Consider the following 18,464-nt stretch of genomic DNA (forward strand, 5'->3'; position numbering starts at 1 on the left):
GGTGACTTTTTCTCCCGGCTGACGCTATTTTACGTCAGTTGTGCGTCGCTGCCGACGACCCATAGACTATGGGTGCGCTTCAACAAACGCTCGAGCAGTCGCCAGGCCGCGCGCTTTCACCACTCGATTGAACCATGAGACCTTTCTCTTCTTCGTTGCCAACGACGGCGGCGGCCAACGCATCCGGTAACTCGTCCTCCGTTTCGCGCGCGCGCGTGCTCTGGCTCTCATGCACGGCGCACGCGCTGCACGACGGCTACACCGACATGATCTACGCGTTGCTGCCGGTCTGGCAGACGGACTTCGGATTGGGTTATGGCGCGCTCGCTATCGTGCGCGGCGTCTATGCGGGCACGATGGCGACGCTGCAATTGCCCGCCGGGCGCCTCGCGCGCGCCTGGGGCACGCCTCTGACGCTCGCGTTGGGTACGTTGCTGGCCGCGCTGGGTTACGCCGTCGCCGGCATGTCGGGAACGCTCTTGGGTTTATGCGTCGCGCTCGCCCTCTCGGGAAGCGGTTCGAGCACGCAACATCCACTGGCTTCGGGAGCAGTCGCGCGCGCATATGGGCGCAACGCTCGCGGGCCGCTGAGCGTCTACAACTTTGCAGGCGACCTTGGAAAATCCGCGCTTCCTGCGGCTATCTCGCTTCTGATCACCGTCATGCCGTGGCGCCATGCGCTCTGGGCGATGTCGGCCATCGGCGTTTTAGTCGCGGCCGTGATTGCACTTTTTCTCCCTTCGATACCAGCAAGCGAGCCGTCCGCAGCCGAAGCGCCGAGCCAGAACAGCAACGGTTCGCGCTCGGGCTTCTCACTGCTGTTCACGATCGGCGTACTCGACACCGCCGTGCGCATGGGCTTATTGACCTTTCTGCCATTTCTACTGAAAGCGAAAGGCATCTCGCCGCCGATGATGGGCACGGCGCTCGCGCTCGTCTTCATCGGTGGCGCGGCGGGCAAGTTCGTGTGCGGCTGGCTCGGCGCACGCATGGGCGTCATCGGCACTGTGTTTGCAACCGAAGGCGGCACCGCCGCGCTGATTCTTGCCGTGCTTTACCTGCCATTGACGCCCGCCCTCATCTTGTTGCCGCTGCTCGGCGCGATGCTCAACGGCACATCGTCGGTGCTTTATGGAACGGTGCCCGAACTGACTTCGGTCGAGCGGACCGAGCGGGCATTTGCACTCTTCTATACCGGCACTATCGCTTCGGGCGCGCTGTCTCCGGTGGCTTATGGTTTTCTCGGCGACGGCATCGGCGCACACGGCGCCACGCTTGCAACCGCGGCCACGGCGCTGGCGGTCTTGCCACTCGCGCTTGCGCTCCGTCCGCATTTGCGCAAGACGTGAGCTTGCGCGCGGTCTCACAGCAAACGCATGACCTCGCACACCACCGCGGTCGTCGCGAGAATGATCAATGCCCCACAACATAAACCCGTTAGGTACGCGAACAATGCCTGCTGCGCGTCGAACGCAACGGGGTCGCCATCCGGCGGAATCCGCGGATAAATAGCGTCGTCGTAGTAGGCCTGTTCAGTGTCGGACATGGCGTTTCTTCGTGATCGATCCATCGTGGACCATGCATCGAACGGCAGACGCCGGGAAGCCGCACGTCTGCTTGCGCAATGCAACGGATGACGTTAGCGTGTCACGAAACGTGCTGCTTTCAAACCGGCTGCCGCGTATTTCTGTGATGACATAATCGAATGGATCGTCATGAAAACACTCGATTTCGAAGCGGTACAAGCTTTCGTGCTGGTCGCCGATCTACGCAGCTTCACGCGCGCGGCCGATGCGCTGAACAGCACGCAATCGGCAATCAGCATCAAGCTCAAACGGCTCGAAGAACGGCTCGGCCACCGCCTGATCGAACGCACGCCGCGCATGGTGCGTCTGTCGCCGAAGGGCGAAATCTTTCTGCAGGCCGCGCGCAATCTGCTCGGCGCGCACGACGACGCGCTCAGCGCGCTGGCGCGCGAGCGCATCACGCTCAAAGTGGGCATCAGCCATCACATTGTCGGCAATGAATTGCCGCTGCTGCTGCGGCATATGCATCGCGCCGATCCAGGCCTGCTGGTGGAGATGCGCGTATCGAGTTCGCGCGATATCGAAGCGCAATTCGACAGCGGCGCACTGGACGCCGCGCTCGTCCTGCGGCATGACGACAGCCGCCGCGACGGCGAAACGCTGCTCGACGAACCGTTCGGCTGGATAGCGACACCCGACTGGGTTCATCACGCAGGGCAGCCGCTGCGGCTCGCGACTCAGGCTTACCCCTGCCGTGTGCGGGCAATGGCCGTGAGCGCGCTCGATGAAGCACGCGTGCCGTGGGTCGAGGTATTCGTCGGCGGCGGCATTGGGACGATCGGCGCGGCCACGCAAGCGGGGCTCGCGGTCGCCGCGCTCGCGTTGCGCGTCGCGCCGCCGGGCACGGTCGATGTCGGCCCGCGACTCGGCTTGCCGCCGCTGCCGTCGCGCGAAGTCGTGTTGTATTCGTCGACGTCCGACGCGCAGGTCCGCGCGGCGTTGCGCACGCTGGTCAGCGCTTTCCGCTCGACGCCGGCCAACGCGCCTGACCGGCACATCAGTCGTTCAGAGGAAGCTTCGCAATTACCTTGATCTCGAAGTCGAAGCCGTAGAGCCATGTCACTCCGACGGCGGTGAGCGCCGGATGCGGCGCGTCGCCCCAGAATTCGGGAACGACCTGCCACACGCGCTCGAATGTCGATTGCGGGTCGACCATGAACACGGTCACGTCGACCACATCGTCGAATGTGCATCCGGCCTCGTGCAGGATCGCATTCAGGTTTCTAAACGCGAGACGCACCTGCTCCTGCAGGTCCGGTTCAGGCGTCCCGTCGTCGCGGCTGCCGACCTGACCCGATACGAACAGCAACCCGTTCGCCCTCACGGCCGGTGAATACCGGTTACGCTCGTAAAGCGCCCGACGTCCCGGCGGAAATACCACATCGCGCTTCGCCACTTTCGCCTCCATTGATCAATCGCTGGTTTCGATCAGCCCACTCTACCGATCGACGCGCGCACGATAAACCATCAACCCTGTCCATGACTATTTGTAGAATGCAAACAATCTAATTACGAGGCAAACGTTCATGGACCGCTTCGACGCAATGCGCGCTTTCGTCCGGGTCGTCGAGGCAGGCAGCTTCACGAAAGCGGCCGAGACGCTGCATATGAGCAAGACCACGGTGACGCATCTGGTCCAGCAACTGGAAGCGCGCTTACGCGTCCGGCTGCTGAACAGGACGACGCGCAGGATCAACGTCACGCCGGACGGCATCGCGTATTACGAGCGCGTGACGCGACTGCTCGCCGACATGGACGACGCCGAGACGAGTCTCTCGAGCGCATCGGCGGCACCGCGAGGCCGCCTTCGCGTGGACGTGCCGAGTCCGCTCGCCCGTCTGATCCTCATCCCGGCGCTTCCGGCATTTCTCGCCCGCTATCCGGACATTCAACTCGACATGGGCGTCAGCGACCGCACCGTCGATATGATCGGCGAGAACGTGGATTGCGTCGTGCGTGGAGGCGAGCCGAACGATCAGTCGATCGTGGCGCGGCGCGTGGCGGATCTTGCGCTCGGCGTGTTCGCTTCGCCTGGATATCTTGCGTTGGCGGGTGTGCCTTCGCATCCCGCGGAGCTTGAAAACTCGCATCACCGTATTGTCGGGTTTTCGTGGGGACGCGCGGGCAATCTCTATCCGGCCGTCATGCGTCGTGCAGGGGAAACGGCAAAGGTGCAAGGCCGCTACGCGCTCGCGGTGGATGACGGCAACGCCTATCTCGCGGCCGGAGTCGCGGGGCTCGGCATCATGTGGCTGCCGCGTTATATGTCGAAAGCGCATCTGAAACGACGCGAACTGGTCGCACTATTCGAAGACTGGCAACTCGATCCGATGCCGCTTTACATCGCGTATCCGCCGAACCGCCACGTCAGCGCGAAGCTGCGTGTGTTTATTGATTGGGTGGTGGAACTGATGAATGAACGGGACGTGTGATGGGAAGCTATCTGAGCACCGTCGATGCGATAGTGAATGATGGACGCAACGATGCCGTCACTGTCCCGTCGCGGACTGCCTCCCGCTCACTCCCTACTCTCAGGAAAAATACATCCGCCATTGCGGACCAGTTCCTTCACTTCTTCGCTCACCTGCACCGGGCTTGCCTTCAAACGTGCAACGAAGTCCTTGCGGCGCCTCACGTACGACTTCGAATCGTGCCTGGCGCTCCAAACGACTATGCTAAGCACGATCGGAATCAGGTCGAGACCCTTCTCGGTCAGCGTGTAGAAGTCCTTGCGCCTGTCCTCGGGGCTGGGCGCCTTCGAGAGAATGCCTTGCTCTTCAAGAAACGCAAGGCGCGTAGCCAGCACGTTGGTCGCGATTCCCTCTTCCGATTTCAGGAATTCGCCATACGTCTTCTTGCCAGCAAACACGATGTCGCGAATGATCAGCAGCGACCACCGGTCGCCGAAGATCTCCACGCCGTAATTGACCGCGCAATGGGACCGAAGGTCTTCTTTACACGTCGTCTTCATGGCTGGATTCTAACATCGCTTGCATGTCGCAAGTTAATTTCGGTCGTTGACTTCCAGGTTGTGGGGGAACCGTCCATTGATATCGCTCCACCAGCTTTTCCGCAGCGGCGACCGCCTTCTCATTCCACAATTTCTCGGCAGCATCAATACGGACGTCCTCACGTTCCAGCGCATCTGCCGCCCAGTACGCACGGACGCTGCCAACCGGAAGATCATCGGTCGCCGATGCAATCGCGCGGAACAGTAGAAACTCCGGCTCGCCCTCAACCTTGGTCCAATACGCCAATTGAAGCATGGCGCGAGCGGCTTCAATGACGCCGAGGCGACCTTCGAGCAAGTCCAGCGCTCGGGCGCGAATCTTCCGGCAATGCTTGCGCCAAAGCTCTTCGTTCGTGACTCCAGGCGGGATCTTCATTTTTTTATGCATCGCGTGTGCTGACGCCGAATCGTGCAAATGTCAGTTTTCAAGTCGAGGAGCAGTCCGGCCGCAGGGCATTGCTAAGGTCGGCGATGAGTTCATCGGCGTCTTCCTGGCCAACTGAAACTCTGACAAGGCCAACTGAACACGTCGATCACAACTTTTCCATCGACGCATACCGAACCATCTTCCTTCCGTGCCCCACGACATCCCCTCGCCGCACCAACCCAAGCTTCTCCGCAACGCGAATAGACGCCAGGTTCAACGGATCGATTTCAGCCACCACTTCCGCCAAACGCAGCGTTGCGAAAGCATGCTGCAGCACCGCTGTTGCAGCCTCCGTCGCTATGCCCGAGCCCCACGCTTTTCGCGGCAAGCGCCACCCAATTTCAATCTCCGGTCCAACAGCATCCGCGGGAATCAGGAGAACCCACCCAAGAAAATCCGCCGCATCATTCCGGCTTCTGATCGTCCAATAGCCCATGCCCGCCGGGTACGGGCCGAGCGTGCGCGCTTCGACGAATGCGCGATGCTTCCGTGCGTCCGACCAGGGCCCATCGACGAAGCGCGTGACCAGCGGATCTCGATCCATCGCAAGACATTCATCCGTATCCGCTAGCGTCCGCGGCCGCAATATCAAGCGAGGCGTTTCGAAAACAGGTTGCATATAAGAGCCTTCCTCCGGTTGCCGCTAACCCTCGCGACCGCCAAACAGCCGTTCAGCAAGGAAATCGACGAACACCCGCAGCTTCGGCGACAGTTGCCTGCTCGACGGCCACAGCACCGAGAACTGGCCTTCGTGTTTCAGATGCGCGTCGAGTACGGTTCGCAGCGTGCCGGCGGCGAGATCGTCGCGCACGAGGAAGTCGGGCATATAGCCGATGCCGAGTCCGAGCACAGTCGCGCCGCGCAACGCCTCCATGTTATTGCAGGTGAGCACCGTCGGAAACGACGCCACGAAGTTCGCGGGCTGGTCGCGGAACTGCCAGTCGTGCAGCTTGCCGGTGGTCGGAAAGCGAAAGCGGATGCAAGCGTGCCGCGCGAGATCGGCGGGCACGCGCGGCACGCCGTGTTGCGCAAAGTAAGCGGGCGTCGCGCACAACACGAAGCGAAAAGGTCCGAGACGGCGCGCGGTCAACTGTGAATCGGCGAGATCGCCGCTGCGGATGGCCGCGTCAAAGCCGCCTGCGATCACGTCGACGATGCGGTCGTTGAAATCCAGTTCCAGCTCGACGTCGGGATAACGCTGCATGAACTCGGGGACGACCGGCAGCAGGAAGCGATAGCCGATGGTCGGCAACGTCACGCGCAGGCGGCCGCGCGGCGCGGCGTTGGCCTGCAGCATCATCGTCTCCGCATCGGTGAGCGCGTCGAGGATACGACGGCAGCGTTCATAGAAGCGCTCGCCGTCTTCGGTCACGCTGACGCGCCGCGTGCTCCGCTGCAGCAGACGCACGCCGAGCCGCGTTTCCAGCCGAACCACGCTCTTGCCGACCGCCGACGCGGACAGCCCGAGCCGCCGCGCAGCGCCGACGAAGCTCTGCGCTTCGACCGTATGAACGAACGCCACGATACCGGTGAGATTTTCCATGGAAGGCGCTCAGCAGATTACGGAATTAAAGTCCGCATTGATTGTACCTGTCGGGCATTTATCGATTGCATGTCCGCAACTAGACTGCCCGGCATCACGTCACGCCTGGATGGACACATCATGACTTCTTCAATCGATCGATCCGCGTCAGCGCGCTGGATGGTGCTGCTCGGAGTGTGCTCGGCAGCCGTCGTGCTGCCGCTCAGTTTCTCGGCGGGAGCGATAGCAACGCCCGCGATCGGCCGCGCGATCGGCGGCGGCCCTGTCGCGCTGAACTGGATCACGAACGCGTTCATGCTGTCGTTCGGCAGTTGCCTGATGGCAGCCGGCGCGCTGTCGGATCAGTTCGGCCGGCGCCGCGTGTTCCTCGCGGGCATCGCCGCGTTCGCGCTTTTTTCGCTGCTGCTGACGATCGCGCCAGACATCGTCTGGATCGACGTGCTGCGCGGCGCGCAAGGCATCGCGGCAGCCGGCGCGCTCGCGGGCGGCTCGGCCGCGCTCGCGCAGGAGTTCGACGGCCACGCGCAAACGCGCGCGTTCAGCCTGCTCGGGACGACCTTCGGCGTGGGACTCGCATTCGGCCCGGTACTCGCGGGCGGCTTGATCGAAGCAGCGGGTTGGCGTGCGGTGTTTGCGTCGACGGCGGTCATCGGCGTGATCGCGCTGCTGCTTGCGGCGCCGTGGATGCGCGAGACGCGCAATCCATCGGCAGGCCGGATCGACTGGCCGGGCATCGTCAGCTTCACAGCGATGCTGTGCCTGTTCACGGTCGCCATTCTCGAAGCGCCCGCGCGCGGCTGGTCGGACCCGGCGATCCGCGCGTTGTTCGTGGCGGCAGCGTTCGCGCTCGCGGCATTCGTCGCGATCGAGCGGCGCAGCGCGCATCCGATGCTCGACCTGTCGCTGTTCCGCTATCGCCGCTTTATCGGCGTGCAGATGCTGCCGATCGCGACCTGCTATTGCTTCGTTGTGCTGCTGGTGCTGCTGCCAATCCGCTTCGTCGGCATCGACGGCCACACGCCGTTGATCTCCGGCCTGATGATGCTCGCGCTGTGCGGTCCGATGCTGTTCGTTCCGTCACTCGCGGTGTGGCTCACGCGTCACGCGTCGCCGGGCGTCGTGTCGGCGGCGGGCTTGCTGATGTCGGCGGCGGCGCTTGTGTGGCTCGGCAGACTGCCCGCCGACGCCACGCCGTTCGCGATGCTCGCGCCGATGGCCGCGATCGGCATCGGCGCGGGACTGCCGTGGGGCTTGATGGATGGACTGTCGGTGAGCGTCGTGCCGAAGGAGCGCGCGGGCATGGCCACAGGCATCTTCAGCACGACACGCGTGGCCGGCGAAGGGCTCGCGCTCGCGATGGTCAGTGCGGCGCTCTCGGCGTTGGTCAGTGCACGGTTGCGCGCGGCGTTGCCGTCGTTGTCGTCATTGCCGTCGTTGCCCGGCATCGACCGGGACCGGCTTGCGGCCGCCGCTCAGCAGCTCGCGACCGGCGATCTCGCCGGCGCCGCGGCGCGACTGCCAGGCGTTCGCGCAGCGTTCTTACGCGAACAATACGTCGACGCGTTCTCGTTGCTCGCAGACGGGCTCGCCATCGTGACCGTGCTCGCCGCGCTCGCGACGCTGCATTACCTTCGGCCCGATCCGCAGACCGCAACGCGCATCACGAACGCACCAGTGCCGGAAGCCGCGGACCGATAGACGCCTAGCTAAAAAGCACGCACTCAACTGCGTCCTTTCGCTTGACTGGTTCCCGATCCGAGCGAGTTGCCGCTGCCGCTCGTCGGGGACTTTCCGGACACCTCCGTTTGCTGCCGCTCGCGTCGTGCGTCTTCGCGCGCCTGCTCGGAGGGCTCGCGGCGAACGCCGCTTGCCTGTTGCCTATCGGCTTCGCCGCGGCTCGGCATGGACGATTGCTTGGGTCGATTCATTGCGCCTCCTTTTTTGCGCCGGACTACAAAATACTGCTACGCCGCAAGCGCGATACCCGAGCGCGATTTTCGCGGCACATGCAGGGGCAGTCAGCGTAATAGCGGCGGCAACCAGCTCCGTTGAACCGCGCAATTGAAGGATTTACGAGTCGACGTGTACTTGCTACACCGCATCGGTTGCGTCATCCAGCAAGCGTCGGCGTGCGCGTGGCATACCGGTTGCGACGACAAATCAGCCGGAAGCGCTCGCTGCAATTCGACGGCGAACCGGCAACGCCAAGTCATCCACGATCCAGCCTGGAGATTTTCATGAGCACAGGAAGACACGCCAATAGCCCGTCGGGGCCGGGGAAACCGACCGCGGTTGAAACGTCGATCGTCAAGGAAGAGGAAGGAATAGTCGAACTAACGAACGAGGACGATGCCGCTGGCGGCGCCGAAGGTGTCCAGCCACAGCAGCAAGATGAGCAACGCCGCGACGACGATTCCGCCGCCAGGCCGTAGACCACGACAGCCGACCGAAGTACACCGAAGCAACACCGAGACAACAACAGGACCGCTGCCACCGTTGATATATGATCGCGTTTTAACCTGCTGGAATGGCCTTCATGCAAGTCCTGGTCGACGCCGACGCTTGTCCCGCCGTCATCAAAGACATGTTGTTTCGGGCCGCGCGGCGTGCCGAAATACTCGTGACGCTGGTCGCAAACCAATATCTGCGCACGCCGCCGTCGCCGTTTATCAGGTCGATCCAGGTGCCGGCCGGTTTCGACGTGGCCGATGCGCGCATCGTCGAACTCGCCGCGTCGGGCGATCTCGTGATTACCGCTGACATACCACTCGCCGCCGCGGTGCTCGACAAGGGCGCGCATGTGCTCGATCCGCGCGGCAACCGGTTCACACGCGAAAACATCCAGGAGCGCCTGACGATGCGCGACGTGATGGATCAACTGCGCAATACGGGTATCGATACGGGCGGCCCTGCGCCCTTCACCGCGCGCGACAGCAAAGCGTTTGCCGGCGAACTCGACCGCTTCCTCGCGCGTCACGGCACGCCGCCTCGCGCGCCAGGTGGATAGGCCGCAAGCGAGTCAAACGCTTCAATACACCGGTGCCATGCCCGGCGGCCGATGCTTGAAGCGCCGGTGAACCCAGTAATATTGCTCCGGAAACCTAACGACCTGCTCTTCGAGAAACGCGTTCATTCGACGCGCATCGACCTCATCGCTGTCCGAGGGAAAGTCGGCGAGCGGCTCGAAGATCGTCAGCTTGTAGCCTTCGTAATCCGGCAGCACTTCGGTCACGAACGGCACGACGCGCGCGCGCCCAAGTCGCGCGAGACGCGAAACAGCCGTCAGCGTGCAGGCGGGAACGCCGAAGAAAGGCACGAAAACAGAGTTGTCGACGCCGTGGTCCATATCCGCCGCGAGCATCACGTCTTTGCCCGAACGCAATAACGCGACGATCCTTTTGGCGCTCGACCCGCGCTCGATCATCTCGGCGCCGAACCGGCCGCGTTGCCGCTTTGCCAGCTCACATAGACCTGCGTTCGACATGCGCGTGTACAGCGACGCAATCGGCAGGCGCGTCGAGTACAGCATGCAGCCGACCTCAATGCCCACGAAGTGAAAGCCCATGAAAATAGTAGGCGGCGCGGACTCGTCGTCGAGATCGATTCTGCTTTCGATCTGCACGATGTCCCGGATCGATTGCGCACTGCCGAACCACTGGATGCCTCGCTCGAGATAGCTTCGGACAACGTGGCGAAAGTGCGCTTTCGCAAGCTGTTGATGTTCGTGCGCCGTCTTCTCGGGGAAGCAAAGCCGCAAGTTCACCAGCACGATGTGCTTGCGGCGGCCGGGAAGCGCATACAGCAGCGTGCCGATAACGATTCCAAGCCGTGCGACGAATTTATAAGGAAGTACGGAAAGCGTGCGTAGCAACGCCACGATGAGCGCAAGGCTGAGGCGTTTCAAAGGTTGTCCCCTACCGGTGGTAAGTGTTGGAAAGCGAAGTGCAGCAGCCGCCGTTCGACCGTTGCGACGGCCGCCGATTGCCTAAGAACAGGAATGTCTTCGCTCGAAATACCAACCGTGGACCGCACAGCCCAAGCGTGATTACCGAATGACTGGGACGACTCGCGAATCCCGGCAGTGTAACAGGCGGCTCAGTGGCGACTCACTTCACGATCGAGCCCCGAATCTTTGCGAGCGCATCGACGCCGGCGCGCCACGATGCAAACCGGCGCACCTGTAGCCCGTTCAATGCAGATAGAGATAAGCGGCAATGTCGCGCGCCTGATCCTCGGTGAGGCCGAGATCGGGCATCGCGGTGCGCGGGCTGAACGCTTGCGGATGCATCAGCCAGCGCTCGAGGTTGGTCGCCGAATTGGCCGCAACTCCGCCGATGTACGTCCGTTGACGAAGGCCCGTGAGCGGCGGCCCGACCAGGCTGTTGGCGCCTTCCACGCCTTCGATCGTGTGGCACGAGCCGCAACCGGCGTGCACGATCAAGGCCTGGCCTCGAGCCGGATCGCCGCCGGTCAACGGCTCGCGTTGCGGCGTCTGTTGTCCGCACGCGCTCAGCGTGAGGACGGCGAGACCCGTCATCGCGTAAGCAAGAGCCGCTTTAGCGACCGTGGCTCGCCGCGCCGCCAGCCCGCTCGCGCATCCACCGATGCGTGCCAACGGAAATCGCCGGATCGTCATTGCGCGCATGGCTGAAGCACCCATTGCGGCACATACTGCGCGAACAGCACGAACGTCGACAGCAGACCGACCAGCGTCGCGACCTGCGCGAGAAAATGCGCGCGCGCGGTGCTTTCCGCGGTGGCATCCGGTGGAAACAGGCCGCCCATCCAATGCCGCCACGCGCCGACGGTCGCCGCCGCGCTCAACACCGCGCTCGCAAGCGTCACGGCGTGCAGCATCCAGGTCGTGCCGGCATCGCACGATCGCGGCACCAGCGCATACGTCAGCGACAGATTCGAGAGCGTCAGGAAAGGCGCGAGCAATAGCGCGGACCACACTGCCATGTCGATCTCCTCACAAACGCGGCGCCCAGTAGACGACTGCATAAATCGGCAGCCAGCTAAGCACGACGAAGTACCAGTAGGCGGCGTTCTCGCTGACGTCGACATAGCGCTTACCTTCCACTGGCCCCGTGAACAGCAGGACGTCGAGCACGGCTGTGTCGAACGTATCGGTGATCAGGTGAACGGTATGCAAGCCCATCAGCATCCACAGCACGGACCCGTAAGCGTTGTCGTACCAGGTCACGTTGAGCGCCTTGAACTCCAGCGCCCGCACGCCGAGAAAGGCGAGCGAAAACGCGAGGCACACCAGCAGCCAGAGCCGCGACGCCGCGCGATCCTCCCGCTCGGCCGCGCGCTTCGCGAGATGATTCGGCAGCATGCTCACGACCAGGATCGCCGTATTCACGCTGCCCCATAGCAGGCCGGGGCCGGGCGCATTCATCGGCCAGACGGATGCGAGCGTGCGCAGATAGAAGTACATCATGACGGCGATGGCGAACACCGTCCCCTCGATCACCATCAGTCCCATCGTGCCCCACCACATCAGGCTGCGATGGCTGAAGCCATACGTCGGCAGTTCTCCGACGTGGATCGCCTTGCGGGCTGCGCGCGGCCGGCTGTCGGCATAGCGCTCGTCAACGGTAGTCACGGGCGTTTCTCCAGCGCGAGATGCTGATCGGTTTCGCGCCGCCGCGGCCAGAACCACGCGGTCATCGCGATAGCGACGGGCACCGTGCCCCACACCACCGCCCACGGCGTGAAGATTGAGCCAATGAACAACACGGTCGTCGCCACGGCGCTCACGAACGGCCAGATGTTGGGCATCGGAAAGACCGGCCGATGATCCGGCATCGCGTCGAGAACGCTCGTCACCAGCACCTGCCGGCTATTCGAATCCAGTCCGCTGACGGTGGAAGGTTCGCGCGGCGCGTCCCACAGCGGATAGCCGCTATGCACGACCGGCACCTTCACGAAATTGCCCGCGTGAGGCGGCGACGCGGTGCTCCATTCGAGCGTTCCTGCGCCCCACGGATCGTCGCCGGCAACGAGTCCTTGTCGACGGCTATGCAGCACGTTGACGATAAACAGCAGCACGCTCACGGCGATAATCGACGCGCCGATCGTCGCGGTCAGATTCATCGTGTCCCATCCCATTCCGGACGGATACGTGTACACCCTGCGCGGCATGCCATGCAGCCCGAGCAGATGCATCGGAAAGAATGCGACGTTAAAGCCGATGAAGAACAGCCAGAAATTCCAGCGCCCGAGCGTCTCGTCGAGCAGGCGTCCGGTGAACTTCGGGAACCAGTAGTAGAACGCGCCGAATAGCGGAAACACCGCGCCGCCGATCAGCACGTAATGCAGATGCGCGACGACGAAATACGTGTCGTGCACCTGATAATCGAGCGACACCGACGCGAGCATGATGCCCGTCAGCCCGCCCAGCACCAGAATGAAAAAGAACGCGAGGACGAAGAGCATCGGCGTCTTGAAGTTGAGGCGTCCGGTCCACAGTGTCGCGATCCAGCAGAAAATCTGGATCGCCGAAGGCACCGCGATCATAATGCTCGCCGCCGTAAAAAAGCTCTTGCCGAGATCGGGCAGATTCGTCGCGAACATGTGGTGAACCCACAGTCCGAACGATAGAAACGCCGTCGCGATCAGCGCGAGCACCATCGCCGGATAGCCGAATACGGGCCGTCGCGAGAAAGTCGGAATGATGCTGGAGATAAAGCCGAGCGGCGGCACGAAGATCAGATACACCTCCGGGTGTCCGAAGAACCAGAAGAGATGCTGCCAGAGCACCACGTCGCCGCCCTCGCCGGGGTTGTAGAAATGCGTGCCGACGAGGCGGTCGAGAATCAGCGCAGTACTGCCAAGCATCACCGACGGCATCGCGAACAGCACCATGAACGACGTCACGAGCACGCTCCAGACGAAGAGCGGCATGCGGTTGAGCGTCATGCCCGGCGCGCGCATCTTGAAGATCGTGGTGATCAGCACGATAGCCTCGAGCAGCGCCGACAACTCGGTGAAGGTGATCATCTGCGCCCAGAAGTCGATGCGCTTGCCCGGCGAATAGTCCGGACCCGAGAGCGGCACATAGGCGAACCATCCGGCGTCGGGGCCGATGTCGAGTGCGAAGGCCACATACAGCATCAGTCCGCCGAACAGGAACACCCAGTACGCGTACGCGTTCATGCGCGGAAACGCGACGCTGCGCGCGCCGATCATCAGCGGCACGAGGTAGACGGCGACCGCCTGCATGACCGGCACGGCGAACAGGAACATCATCGTGGTGCCGTGCATCGTGAACAACTGGTTGTACATGTCGGGGCCGACGAGCCGGTTGCCCGGACGCGCGAGCTGCAGGCGCATCACCAGCGCGAGGATGCCGCCCGCGACGAAAAAGCCGAACGTCGTGGTCATGAAGCGGCGGCTGATCGTCTTGTGATTGATCGCGGCGAACACGCCCAGGAAGCCCGGCGGGTCGCGCCAGGTTGCTTCGAGCCTGTCGGCTTCCTGCGGGTCGGTTTGCGGTTCGTCGATCACGTCGAACCGGTCCGTCATCGAGGCATGATTCATCTGAGCGTCGCCATGTAGGCCAGCAGCGCGTGCAGTTCATCGGGCGCCAGCGGGTTGGGAGGCATCACGGTGCCGGGCTTGATGCGCTGTGCGTCGACGATCCAGCCGGCGAGGTGTCCTGGTGTATTCGGCAGCGTGCCGGCAGCCAGCGTCTGCCTGCTTGCAACATGAGTCAGGTCCGGCCCGAGCACCGCGTTCGCACCGATGCCCTGCACCGTGTGGCACATCGCGCAACTGTGCGTGAGGAAAATCTGCTCGCCGCGCGTTTCGAGTTCGTTCGACGGCGGCGGCGCATCCTGGCGCTGATGCGCGAGCCAGGCCGCGTATTTGTCGGGTGTCTCGGCGATCACGAGGAACGACATCAACGCATGTTCGTAACCGCAGAACTCGGCGCACTGGCCGCGGTACTCGCCCGCGTGGTCCGCGCGAAAACGGATCGTCGCGGTGCGGCCGGGAATCAGGTCTTTTTTGCCGTGCAGATTCGGCACCCAGAACGAGTGAATCACATCCGACGATTTAAGCGTGACGAGCACGGGCTGGCCGACCGGAATGTGCATCTCGTTGGCCGTAATGAACACGTTCGACGCTTGCGGGTCGTTGTACCGTATCTCCCACCACCATTGATGCGCGGTCACTTCGATCTGCACGGCATCGCGCATCGAAAGCCGCGCGAGCGCGCGGTCGGTCAGCACGTCGGCGAAAATCAGGCCGAACAGCAATACCGTCGATACGATCGTCGCGACGATGACCGCCCTTCTCAGGCCAGGTTCGGCGACCGCTTTCGGACCCACGGCGGAGTCCGCCTCCGTCGACATATCGGCGGGCGTTTCGCGCGTGCCTCGCGGCGCGCGCCACAGCGCCCAGAAGAAGGCGATCAGCACGGCGGCGAAGACTGCCGTGCAGACAATCACCGTCAGATTCAGCAGATCGAGGATGGTGCTCGCCTGGACACCGGCCGGTCGCAGCGCATCCTGCAATGGCGCGGCCCACGCCGACTGAACGGTTCCCGTTGCGGTTGCGATGGCGGCAGCGCCGGATAGCGGAAGAACGACTCGCGCAGTCATGTCAGTGCTCCGCGGCGGGCGGCACCGAAGAGCGCTTCGGCTCTTCCGGCGGGCGCCGTTGTTCGGGCTTGCCGGCCTGCAGACTGTCGCTGCGCGGCGGTTCGATATCGGAGCGCAACTGGCCGCTCATCGAACGGACGTAGGCCACGATTTGCCAGATCTGATCGTCGGAAACGTGGCCGCCGAACGCCGGCATGCCGTTCGGCCTGCCTTGCTTGATGGTCGTGAACACGCTGGCCGGGTCCGCGCCGTAAATCCACTTATCGTCCATCAGCGCCGGACCCGAATCGCCGCTGCCTTGCGCGTGACAACCACTGCAGTTGTACGCGCGAAACAGGCGCTTGCCTTGCGAGACCGCGTACGCGTTATTTTCATAGGGATTGCTAACGGTAGCGCTCACAGCGGCGGCCACGGGTTGAGTCGAGCTCGTCGTCACGGCGGAAGCGACCGGTTGTATCGAACTCATGGTCACCGCCGAAGCCGCCGATGCAGCCGGAGGCGGCGTGTGCAATTGCCGCTGCTCGCGTTCGCAGCCCGCGAGGCACGCGACGCTCGCGATCACGGCCGGCGCGATGAGCCAGAGCGCCCGAGGCATCTGTCGACGAAAGCGGGCGGCTGTCATCGCGCACTCTCCCTCGCAGCCGACGACACCGCGCGCGGCGCGTCCACGCGAACCACGTTGTAGTCCGTGAGAATCGCATCGATCTCCGCGTGCCGACGATCGAGCGCCGCTTGCAGTTCATCGCGCAACGCCGGCTTCGCGCGGTTCACGCCGACCGCCACCGAGAACTCGAACGGCAGCGCCGAGCCAGCCGGCGGGCGGGCTCGTTCGACCGTCAGCGACACAGCGGCGCGAGTCGCGAAGTACGCAAGCTGCGGACCCCAGCCAAGCGCGACGTCGATGCGGCCCGCCGCGATGTCGTTCACCATGCGCTCGCTTGCGGGACCGTCGCCGTAGACGGTATAGCCGGTCACGTTGTCGGTCGCGCCCGCACGCGCGAGCGCGTAAGCGGGCGGCGTCGCCGCGAGGTCGTCGCCGATCAGTTGCACGCCGATGCGGCGCTGCGACAGCGCACGCGGTTCAAAGCCGTCGAGTGGCGGGTCCGCCGCGCGTTGCACGAACACATAACTCGACCGATAGTAAGGCCGCGTCAGCAGCAGACGCTCAAAGCCGTCGGGCACGCCGATGAACACATCGCATAAGCCCGCGCCGACCGTCTTGCGCACGAACCCGCGGCGTTGCGGAAGCCACGCGTAAGTGAGGCGCAGATGCAGGTCGCTTGCGAGCACCTGCGCGATGTGGTTTTCGAAGCCGCTGCCGTCTTCTTTCGAATACGGCAGATTGTCGGGATCGGCGCAGACGCGCAGTTCGGTCGCGCCGGACGCGGCTTCGTCGACAGGTCGATGAGCGCATGCGCCAAGCGCAACGGCGAGCAAACCCAGCACACCGAAAATAACCGCACGCGGCAGCCCACCCAGACGCCGCGCAACACACATTTCAAGGAAGCGCGAACACATAGAGCGTGCCCCCCTTGGTCGTGCGCTGCGGCAGATCGCGCATCGCGTTGACGAAGCCCTTGGCTCCTGTGCCGTCGCGCGGATCCAGATTGTTCGAGACGATCGCGCCGGCCCATCCGCCGACGCCCGCGAGGATCGCGATGTATTCCTTGCCGTCCGGGCCGCGATACGCAACCGGCTGGCCGATGATCCCGGAGCCTGTCTTGAACTGCCACAAGAGCGCACCGCTGCGCGCGTCGACGGCTTTGAACCAGCCGTCCATCGTGCCGTAGAAAACGACGTCGCCGGCCGTGGCAAGCGCCCCGCTCCACACGGGAAAGTCTTCCTTGATCGACCACGCCTTCTTGCCCGCAATCGGGTCCCACGCGGAGAACTCGCCGCGATTGCCGCCGGGCCCGGCGTACATTTTCGTATCGACGCCCACGTACGGCGTACCCGCGATGTAGCTCGTCGCGTAAGCCTCGGCGTCCTCGCACAGATTCTGGTGGGGGATATACAGCAGGCCCGTGCGCGGCGACCACGCGGACGGCTGCCAGTCCTTGCCGCCAGGCGACACCGGACAGATGTTGCGCACCGAATGGCCGACCTTCGGTTCGGTTGCCGGGTTGTATTTCAACAGCCCCGTCCTGAGATCGACGCCCTCGCTCGTCGTGATATGAACAAACGGTTTCGCCGACAACACTTCGCCGGTCAACCGGTCGAGCATGTACACGTAGCCGTTGCGATCCGGATGCACGAGCACTTGCCTCGGCTTGCCGCCGACGGTGAGCGTCAGCAGCACGTTTTCGTTGACGCCGTCGTAGTCGTGCAGATCGTGCGGGCTCCATTGATAGAACCAGCGCGCCTGCCCCGTGTCGGGATCGCGCGCGAAAATGCCGGCCGTCCATTTGTTGTCGCCGGGACGCTGCTCGGGATTCCACGGGCCGGGGTTCGCGGTGCCGTAATAGATCAGGTTGGCGTCGGGGTCGTAGGAAATCCAGCCCCACACATTGCCGCCGCCGATCTTCCACGCACCGGACGGCCAGGTGCTCACGCCGAGGTCCTTGCCCTTGTCCTGTCCGTACCAGGGCTTGAACTGATCGCCGATCAGCACATCGCTGTCGGGTCCGGTGCTATACGCGCGCCAGACGATGCGGCCGGTCGCGGCGTCGAGCGCGGTCAGCCATCCGCGCACGCCGAGTTCGCCGCCGCTATTGCCGACCAGCACCTTGCCCTTGACGACGAGCGGCGCCATCGTCGTCGTTTCGCCGCGGCTGATGTCGCCGAGCCGCGTGCGCCACAATTCCTTGCCGCTTGCGGCATCGAGCGCGATGGTTTGTGCGTCGAGCGTGTTGATGAAGATTCGACCGTCCGCATACGCGGCGCCGCGGTTCACAACGTCGCAACATGCGACGCCCTGCGCGCTCGCGTTGGGCGCCGGATCGAACTGCCATTTGACGGGAGCGCCGGGTTTCGTCAGATCGAGCGCATACACGCGATTGGGATACGGCGTGACGATGAACATCGTATTCGACACGACGAGCGGCGCCGCTTCCTGGCCGCGCAGCACGCCGGTCGAGAAGGTGAACGCGGGCTTTAACCGGCTCACATTCGATGTGTTGATTTCAGCGAGTTCGCTGTAGCGCGTGTTCTGGTAATTCTTCGCCGCCATCGGCCAGTCGCCGTCGCTGGTCTGAGCGCAGGCCGTCGAACCATAGGCGAGCGACGCCGCCGCTAACGCCGCCATCAGGTTCCGTACCGGTCTGGCCCACGCCATGATGCGCTCCCG

The 18,464-nt window shown here is 63.6% G+C and carries 22 protein-coding genes; 6 read left to right on the plus strand and 16 right to left on the minus strand.

The features are described 5' to 3' along the window. Positions 1–134 precede the first annotated feature (134 nt). A complete protein-coding gene (locus BGRAMDRAFT_RS08575) occupies positions 135–1,349 on the plus strand; it encodes an MFS transporter (RefSeq protein WP_006048314.1) in 1,215 nt (404 codons plus the stop codon). Positions 1,350–1,363: 14 nt separating this feature from the next. Here BGRAMDRAFT_RS08575 and BGRAMDRAFT_RS08580 read toward each other — a convergent pair whose 3' ends face one another. Continuing rightward, a complete protein-coding gene (locus tag BGRAMDRAFT_RS08580; protein WP_006048315.1) occupies positions 1,364–1,546 on the minus strand; it encodes a hypothetical protein in 183 nt (60 codons plus the stop codon). Positions 1,547–1,715: 169 nt separating this feature from the next. Between BGRAMDRAFT_RS08580 and BGRAMDRAFT_RS08585 the strand changes: the two genes are divergently transcribed. Next, positions 1,716–2,618, plus strand: a complete 903-nt coding sequence (locus BGRAMDRAFT_RS08585; protein WP_006048316.1) for a LysR family transcriptional regulator — start codon at positions 1,716–1,718, stop codon at positions 2,616–2,618. Here BGRAMDRAFT_RS08585 and BGRAMDRAFT_RS08590 read toward each other — a convergent pair. Then, positions 2,584–2,982: a RidA family protein gene (locus BGRAMDRAFT_RS08590; protein ID WP_006048317.1), complete on the minus strand. Its 399-nt coding sequence runs from the start codon at positions 2,980–2,982 to the stop codon at positions 2,584–2,586. The two genes, BGRAMDRAFT_RS08585 and BGRAMDRAFT_RS08590, sit on opposite strands and share 35 nt — an antisense overlap. A gap of 130 nt (positions 2,983–3,112) precedes the next feature. On the opposite strand from BGRAMDRAFT_RS08590, the gene BGRAMDRAFT_RS08595 reads away from it, so the two are divergent. Next, positions 3,113–4,018, plus strand: a complete 906-nt coding sequence (locus BGRAMDRAFT_RS08595) for a LysR family transcriptional regulator (RefSeq protein ID WP_006048318.1) — start codon at positions 3,113–3,115, stop codon at positions 4,016–4,018. An 86-nt stretch (positions 4,019–4,104) separates the two neighbouring features. On the opposite strand, the gene BGRAMDRAFT_RS08600 is transcribed toward BGRAMDRAFT_RS08595, so the two are convergent. The 4 genes from BGRAMDRAFT_RS08600 to BGRAMDRAFT_RS08615 all read right to left on the minus strand — a co-directional run bounded on the left by BGRAMDRAFT_RS08600 (position 4,105) and on the right by BGRAMDRAFT_RS08615 (position 6,566). After that, positions 4,105–4,557 carry a winged helix-turn-helix transcriptional regulator gene (locus BGRAMDRAFT_RS08600; RefSeq protein WP_006048319.1) on the minus strand — a complete coding sequence of 151 codons (453 nt, stop codon included), beginning with the start codon at positions 4,555–4,557 and terminating at the stop codon, positions 4,105–4,107. Next, positions 4,541–4,972 carry a hypothetical protein gene (locus tag BGRAMDRAFT_RS08605; protein ID WP_175130879.1) on the minus strand — a complete coding sequence of 144 codons (432 nt, stop codon included), beginning with the start codon at positions 4,970–4,972 and terminating at the stop codon, positions 4,541–4,543. The genes BGRAMDRAFT_RS08600 and BGRAMDRAFT_RS08605 overlap by 17 nt, the downstream gene beginning before the upstream one ends. A 157-nt stretch (positions 4,973–5,129) precedes the next feature. After that, the gene (locus tag BGRAMDRAFT_RS08610) at positions 5,130–5,642 is read right to left on the minus strand and encodes a GNAT family N-acetyltransferase (RefSeq protein WP_006048321.1); all 513 of its coding nucleotides are present in this window, start codon (positions 5,640–5,642) and stop codon (positions 5,130–5,132) included. Positions 5,643–5,666: 24 nt separating this feature from the next. Beyond that, the gene (locus BGRAMDRAFT_RS08615; RefSeq protein WP_006048322.1) at positions 5,667–6,566 is read right to left on the minus strand and encodes a LysR family transcriptional regulator; all 900 of its coding nucleotides are present in this window, start codon (positions 6,564–6,566) and stop codon (positions 5,667–5,669) included. A gap of 120 nt (positions 6,567–6,686) precedes the next feature. On the opposite strand from BGRAMDRAFT_RS08615, the gene BGRAMDRAFT_RS08620 reads away from it, so the two are divergent. Further along, positions 6,687–8,264 carry an MFS transporter gene (locus BGRAMDRAFT_RS08620; protein ID WP_044020647.1) on the plus strand — a complete coding sequence of 526 codons (1,578 nt, stop codon included), beginning with the start codon at positions 6,687–6,689 and terminating at the stop codon, positions 8,262–8,264. A 23-nt stretch (positions 8,265–8,287) separates the two neighbouring features. Here BGRAMDRAFT_RS08620 and BGRAMDRAFT_RS08625 read toward each other — a convergent pair whose 3' ends face one another. Continuing rightward, entirely contained in the window at positions 8,288–8,494 is a 207-nt protein-coding gene (locus BGRAMDRAFT_RS08625) for a hypothetical protein (protein ID WP_006048324.1), read from the minus strand. Between the two features lie 309 nt (positions 8,495–8,803). On the opposite strand from BGRAMDRAFT_RS08625, the gene BGRAMDRAFT_RS08630 reads away from it, so the two are divergent. Together BGRAMDRAFT_RS08630 and BGRAMDRAFT_RS08635 are read left to right on the plus strand one after the other, a co-directional pair. Beyond that, positions 8,804–8,998, plus strand: a complete 195-nt coding sequence (locus BGRAMDRAFT_RS08630; protein WP_006048325.1) for a hypothetical protein — start codon at positions 8,804–8,806, stop codon at positions 8,996–8,998. 104 nt (positions 8,999–9,102) lie between these two features. Further along, positions 9,103–9,573 carry a YaiI/YqxD family protein gene (locus BGRAMDRAFT_RS08635; RefSeq protein ID WP_006048326.1) on the plus strand — a complete coding sequence of 157 codons (471 nt, stop codon included), beginning with the start codon at positions 9,103–9,105 and terminating at the stop codon, positions 9,571–9,573. 21 nt (positions 9,574–9,594) lie between these two features. Here BGRAMDRAFT_RS08635 and BGRAMDRAFT_RS08640 read toward each other — a convergent pair whose 3' ends face one another. The 9 genes from BGRAMDRAFT_RS08640 to BGRAMDRAFT_RS08680 form a co-directional block, all read right to left on the minus strand. Further along, the gene (locus BGRAMDRAFT_RS08640; RefSeq protein ID WP_006048327.1) at positions 9,595–10,470 is read right to left on the minus strand and encodes a lipid A biosynthesis lauroyl acyltransferase; all 876 of its coding nucleotides are present in this window, start codon (positions 10,468–10,470) and stop codon (positions 9,595–9,597) included. Positions 10,471–10,755: 285 nt separating this feature from the next. Further along, the gene (locus BGRAMDRAFT_RS08645; RefSeq protein ID WP_232292238.1) at positions 10,756–11,181 is read right to left on the minus strand and encodes a c-type cytochrome; all 426 of its coding nucleotides are present in this window, start codon (positions 11,179–11,181) and stop codon (positions 10,756–10,758) included. 17 nt (positions 11,182–11,198) lie between these two features. After that, positions 11,199–11,528 carry a hypothetical protein gene (locus BGRAMDRAFT_RS08650; protein ID WP_006048329.1) on the minus strand — a complete coding sequence of 110 codons (330 nt, stop codon included), beginning with the start codon at positions 11,526–11,528 and terminating at the stop codon, positions 11,199–11,201. A gap of 10 nt (positions 11,529–11,538) precedes the next feature. After that, a complete protein-coding gene (locus tag BGRAMDRAFT_RS08655; protein WP_006048330.1) occupies positions 11,539–12,177 on the minus strand; it encodes a cytochrome c oxidase subunit 3 in 639 nt (212 codons plus the stop codon). Further along, positions 12,174–14,099 carry a cytochrome c oxidase subunit I gene (ctaD, locus tag BGRAMDRAFT_RS08660; RefSeq protein ID WP_044020737.1) on the minus strand — a complete coding sequence of 642 codons (1,926 nt, stop codon included), beginning with the start codon at positions 14,097–14,099 and terminating at the stop codon, positions 12,174–12,176. The genes BGRAMDRAFT_RS08655 and ctaD overlap by 4 nt, the downstream gene beginning before the upstream one ends. Positions 14,100–14,110: 11 nt before the next feature. After that, complete coding sequence (gene coxB / locus BGRAMDRAFT_RS08665; protein WP_006048332.1) at positions 14,111–15,178, minus strand: cytochrome c oxidase subunit II; 1,068 nt, start codon at positions 15,176–15,178, stop codon at positions 14,111–14,113. A gap of 1 nt (position 15,179) precedes the next feature. Then, on the minus strand, positions 15,180–15,800 hold the full coding sequence (locus BGRAMDRAFT_RS08670; RefSeq protein WP_006048333.1) for a c-type cytochrome: 621 nt from the start codon (positions 15,798–15,800) through the stop codon (positions 15,180–15,182). After that, entirely contained in the window at positions 15,797–16,696 is a 900-nt protein-coding gene (locus tag BGRAMDRAFT_RS08675; protein WP_006048334.1) for a substrate-binding domain-containing protein, read from the minus strand. The genes BGRAMDRAFT_RS08670 and BGRAMDRAFT_RS08675 overlap by 4 nt, the downstream gene beginning before the upstream one ends. Next, complete coding sequence (locus BGRAMDRAFT_RS08680) at positions 16,677–18,452, minus strand: methanol/ethanol family PQQ-dependent dehydrogenase (RefSeq protein ID WP_006048335.1); 1,776 nt, start codon at positions 18,450–18,452, stop codon at positions 16,677–16,679. The genes BGRAMDRAFT_RS08675 and BGRAMDRAFT_RS08680 overlap by 20 nt, the downstream gene beginning before the upstream one ends. Positions 18,453–18,464: the final 12 nt, after the last annotated feature.

It is taken from the genome of Paraburkholderia graminis C4D1M (genome assembly GCF_000172415.1).
In the GTDB taxonomy this organism is placed as follows: Bacteria; Pseudomonadota; Gammaproteobacteria; order Burkholderiales; family Burkholderiaceae; genus Paraburkholderia; species Paraburkholderia graminis.

Bases quoted from the DNA above. Each gene is read 5' to 3' on its own strand.
- BGRAMDRAFT_RS08575 (WP_006048314.1), top strand. From the start codon at position 135: ATGAGACCTTTCTCTTCTTCGTTGCCAACGACGGCGGCGGCCAACGCA.
- BGRAMDRAFT_RS08580 (WP_006048315.1), bottom strand. From the start codon at position 1,546: ATGTCCGACACTGAACAGGCCTACTACGACGACGCTATTTATCCGCGG.
- BGRAMDRAFT_RS08585 (WP_006048316.1), top strand. From the start codon at position 1,716: ATGAAAACACTCGATTTCGAAGCGGTACAAGCTTTCGTGCTGGTCGCC.
- BGRAMDRAFT_RS08595 (WP_006048318.1), top strand. From the start codon at position 3,113: ATGGACCGCTTCGACGCAATGCGCGCTTTCGTCCGGGTCGTCGAGGCA.
- BGRAMDRAFT_RS08600 (WP_006048319.1), bottom strand. From the start codon at position 4,557: ATGAAGACGACGTGTAAAGAAGACCTTCGGTCCCATTGCGCGGTCAAT.
- BGRAMDRAFT_RS08605 (WP_175130879.1), bottom strand. From the start codon at position 4,972: ATGAAGATCCCGCCTGGAGTCACGAACGAAGAGCTTTGGCGCAAGCAT.
- BGRAMDRAFT_RS08610 (WP_006048321.1), bottom strand. From the start codon at position 5,642: ATGCAACCTGTTTTCGAAACGCCTCGCTTGATATTGCGGCCGCGGACG.
- BGRAMDRAFT_RS08615 (WP_006048322.1), bottom strand. From the start codon at position 6,566: ATGGAAAATCTCACCGGTATCGTGGCGTTCGTTCATACGGTCGAAGCG.
- BGRAMDRAFT_RS08620 (WP_044020647.1), top strand. From the start codon at position 6,687: ATGACTTCTTCAATCGATCGATCCGCGTCAGCGCGCTGGATGGTGCTG.
- BGRAMDRAFT_RS08625 (WP_006048324.1), bottom strand. From the start codon at position 8,494: ATGAATCGACCCAAGCAATCGTCCATGCCGAGCCGCGGCGAAGCCGAT.
- BGRAMDRAFT_RS08630 (WP_006048325.1), top strand. From the start codon at position 8,804: ATGAGCACAGGAAGACACGCCAATAGCCCGTCGGGGCCGGGGAAACCG.
- BGRAMDRAFT_RS08635 (WP_006048326.1), top strand. From the start codon at position 9,103: ATGCAAGTCCTGGTCGACGCCGACGCTTGTCCCGCCGTCATCAAAGAC.
- BGRAMDRAFT_RS08650 (WP_006048329.1), bottom strand. From the start codon at position 11,528: ATGGCAGTGTGGTCCGCGCTATTGCTCGCGCCTTTCCTGACGCTCTCG.
- ctaD (WP_044020737.1), bottom strand. From the start codon at position 14,099: ATGACGGACCGGTTCGACGTGATCGACGAACCGCAAACCGACCCGCAG.
- coxB (WP_006048332.1), bottom strand. From the start codon at position 15,178: ATGACTGCGCGAGTCGTTCTTCCGCTATCCGGCGCTGCCGCCATCGCA.
- BGRAMDRAFT_RS08670 (WP_006048333.1), bottom strand. From the start codon at position 15,800: ATGACAGCCGCCCGCTTTCGTCGACAGATGCCTCGGGCGCTCTGGCTC.
- BGRAMDRAFT_RS08675 (WP_006048334.1), bottom strand. From the start codon at position 16,696: ATGTGTTCGCGCTTCCTTGAAATGTGTGTTGCGCGGCGTCTGGGTGGG.
- BGRAMDRAFT_RS08680 (WP_006048335.1), bottom strand. From the start codon at position 18,452: ATGGCGTGGGCCAGACCGGTACGGAACCTGATGGCGGCGTTAGCGGCG.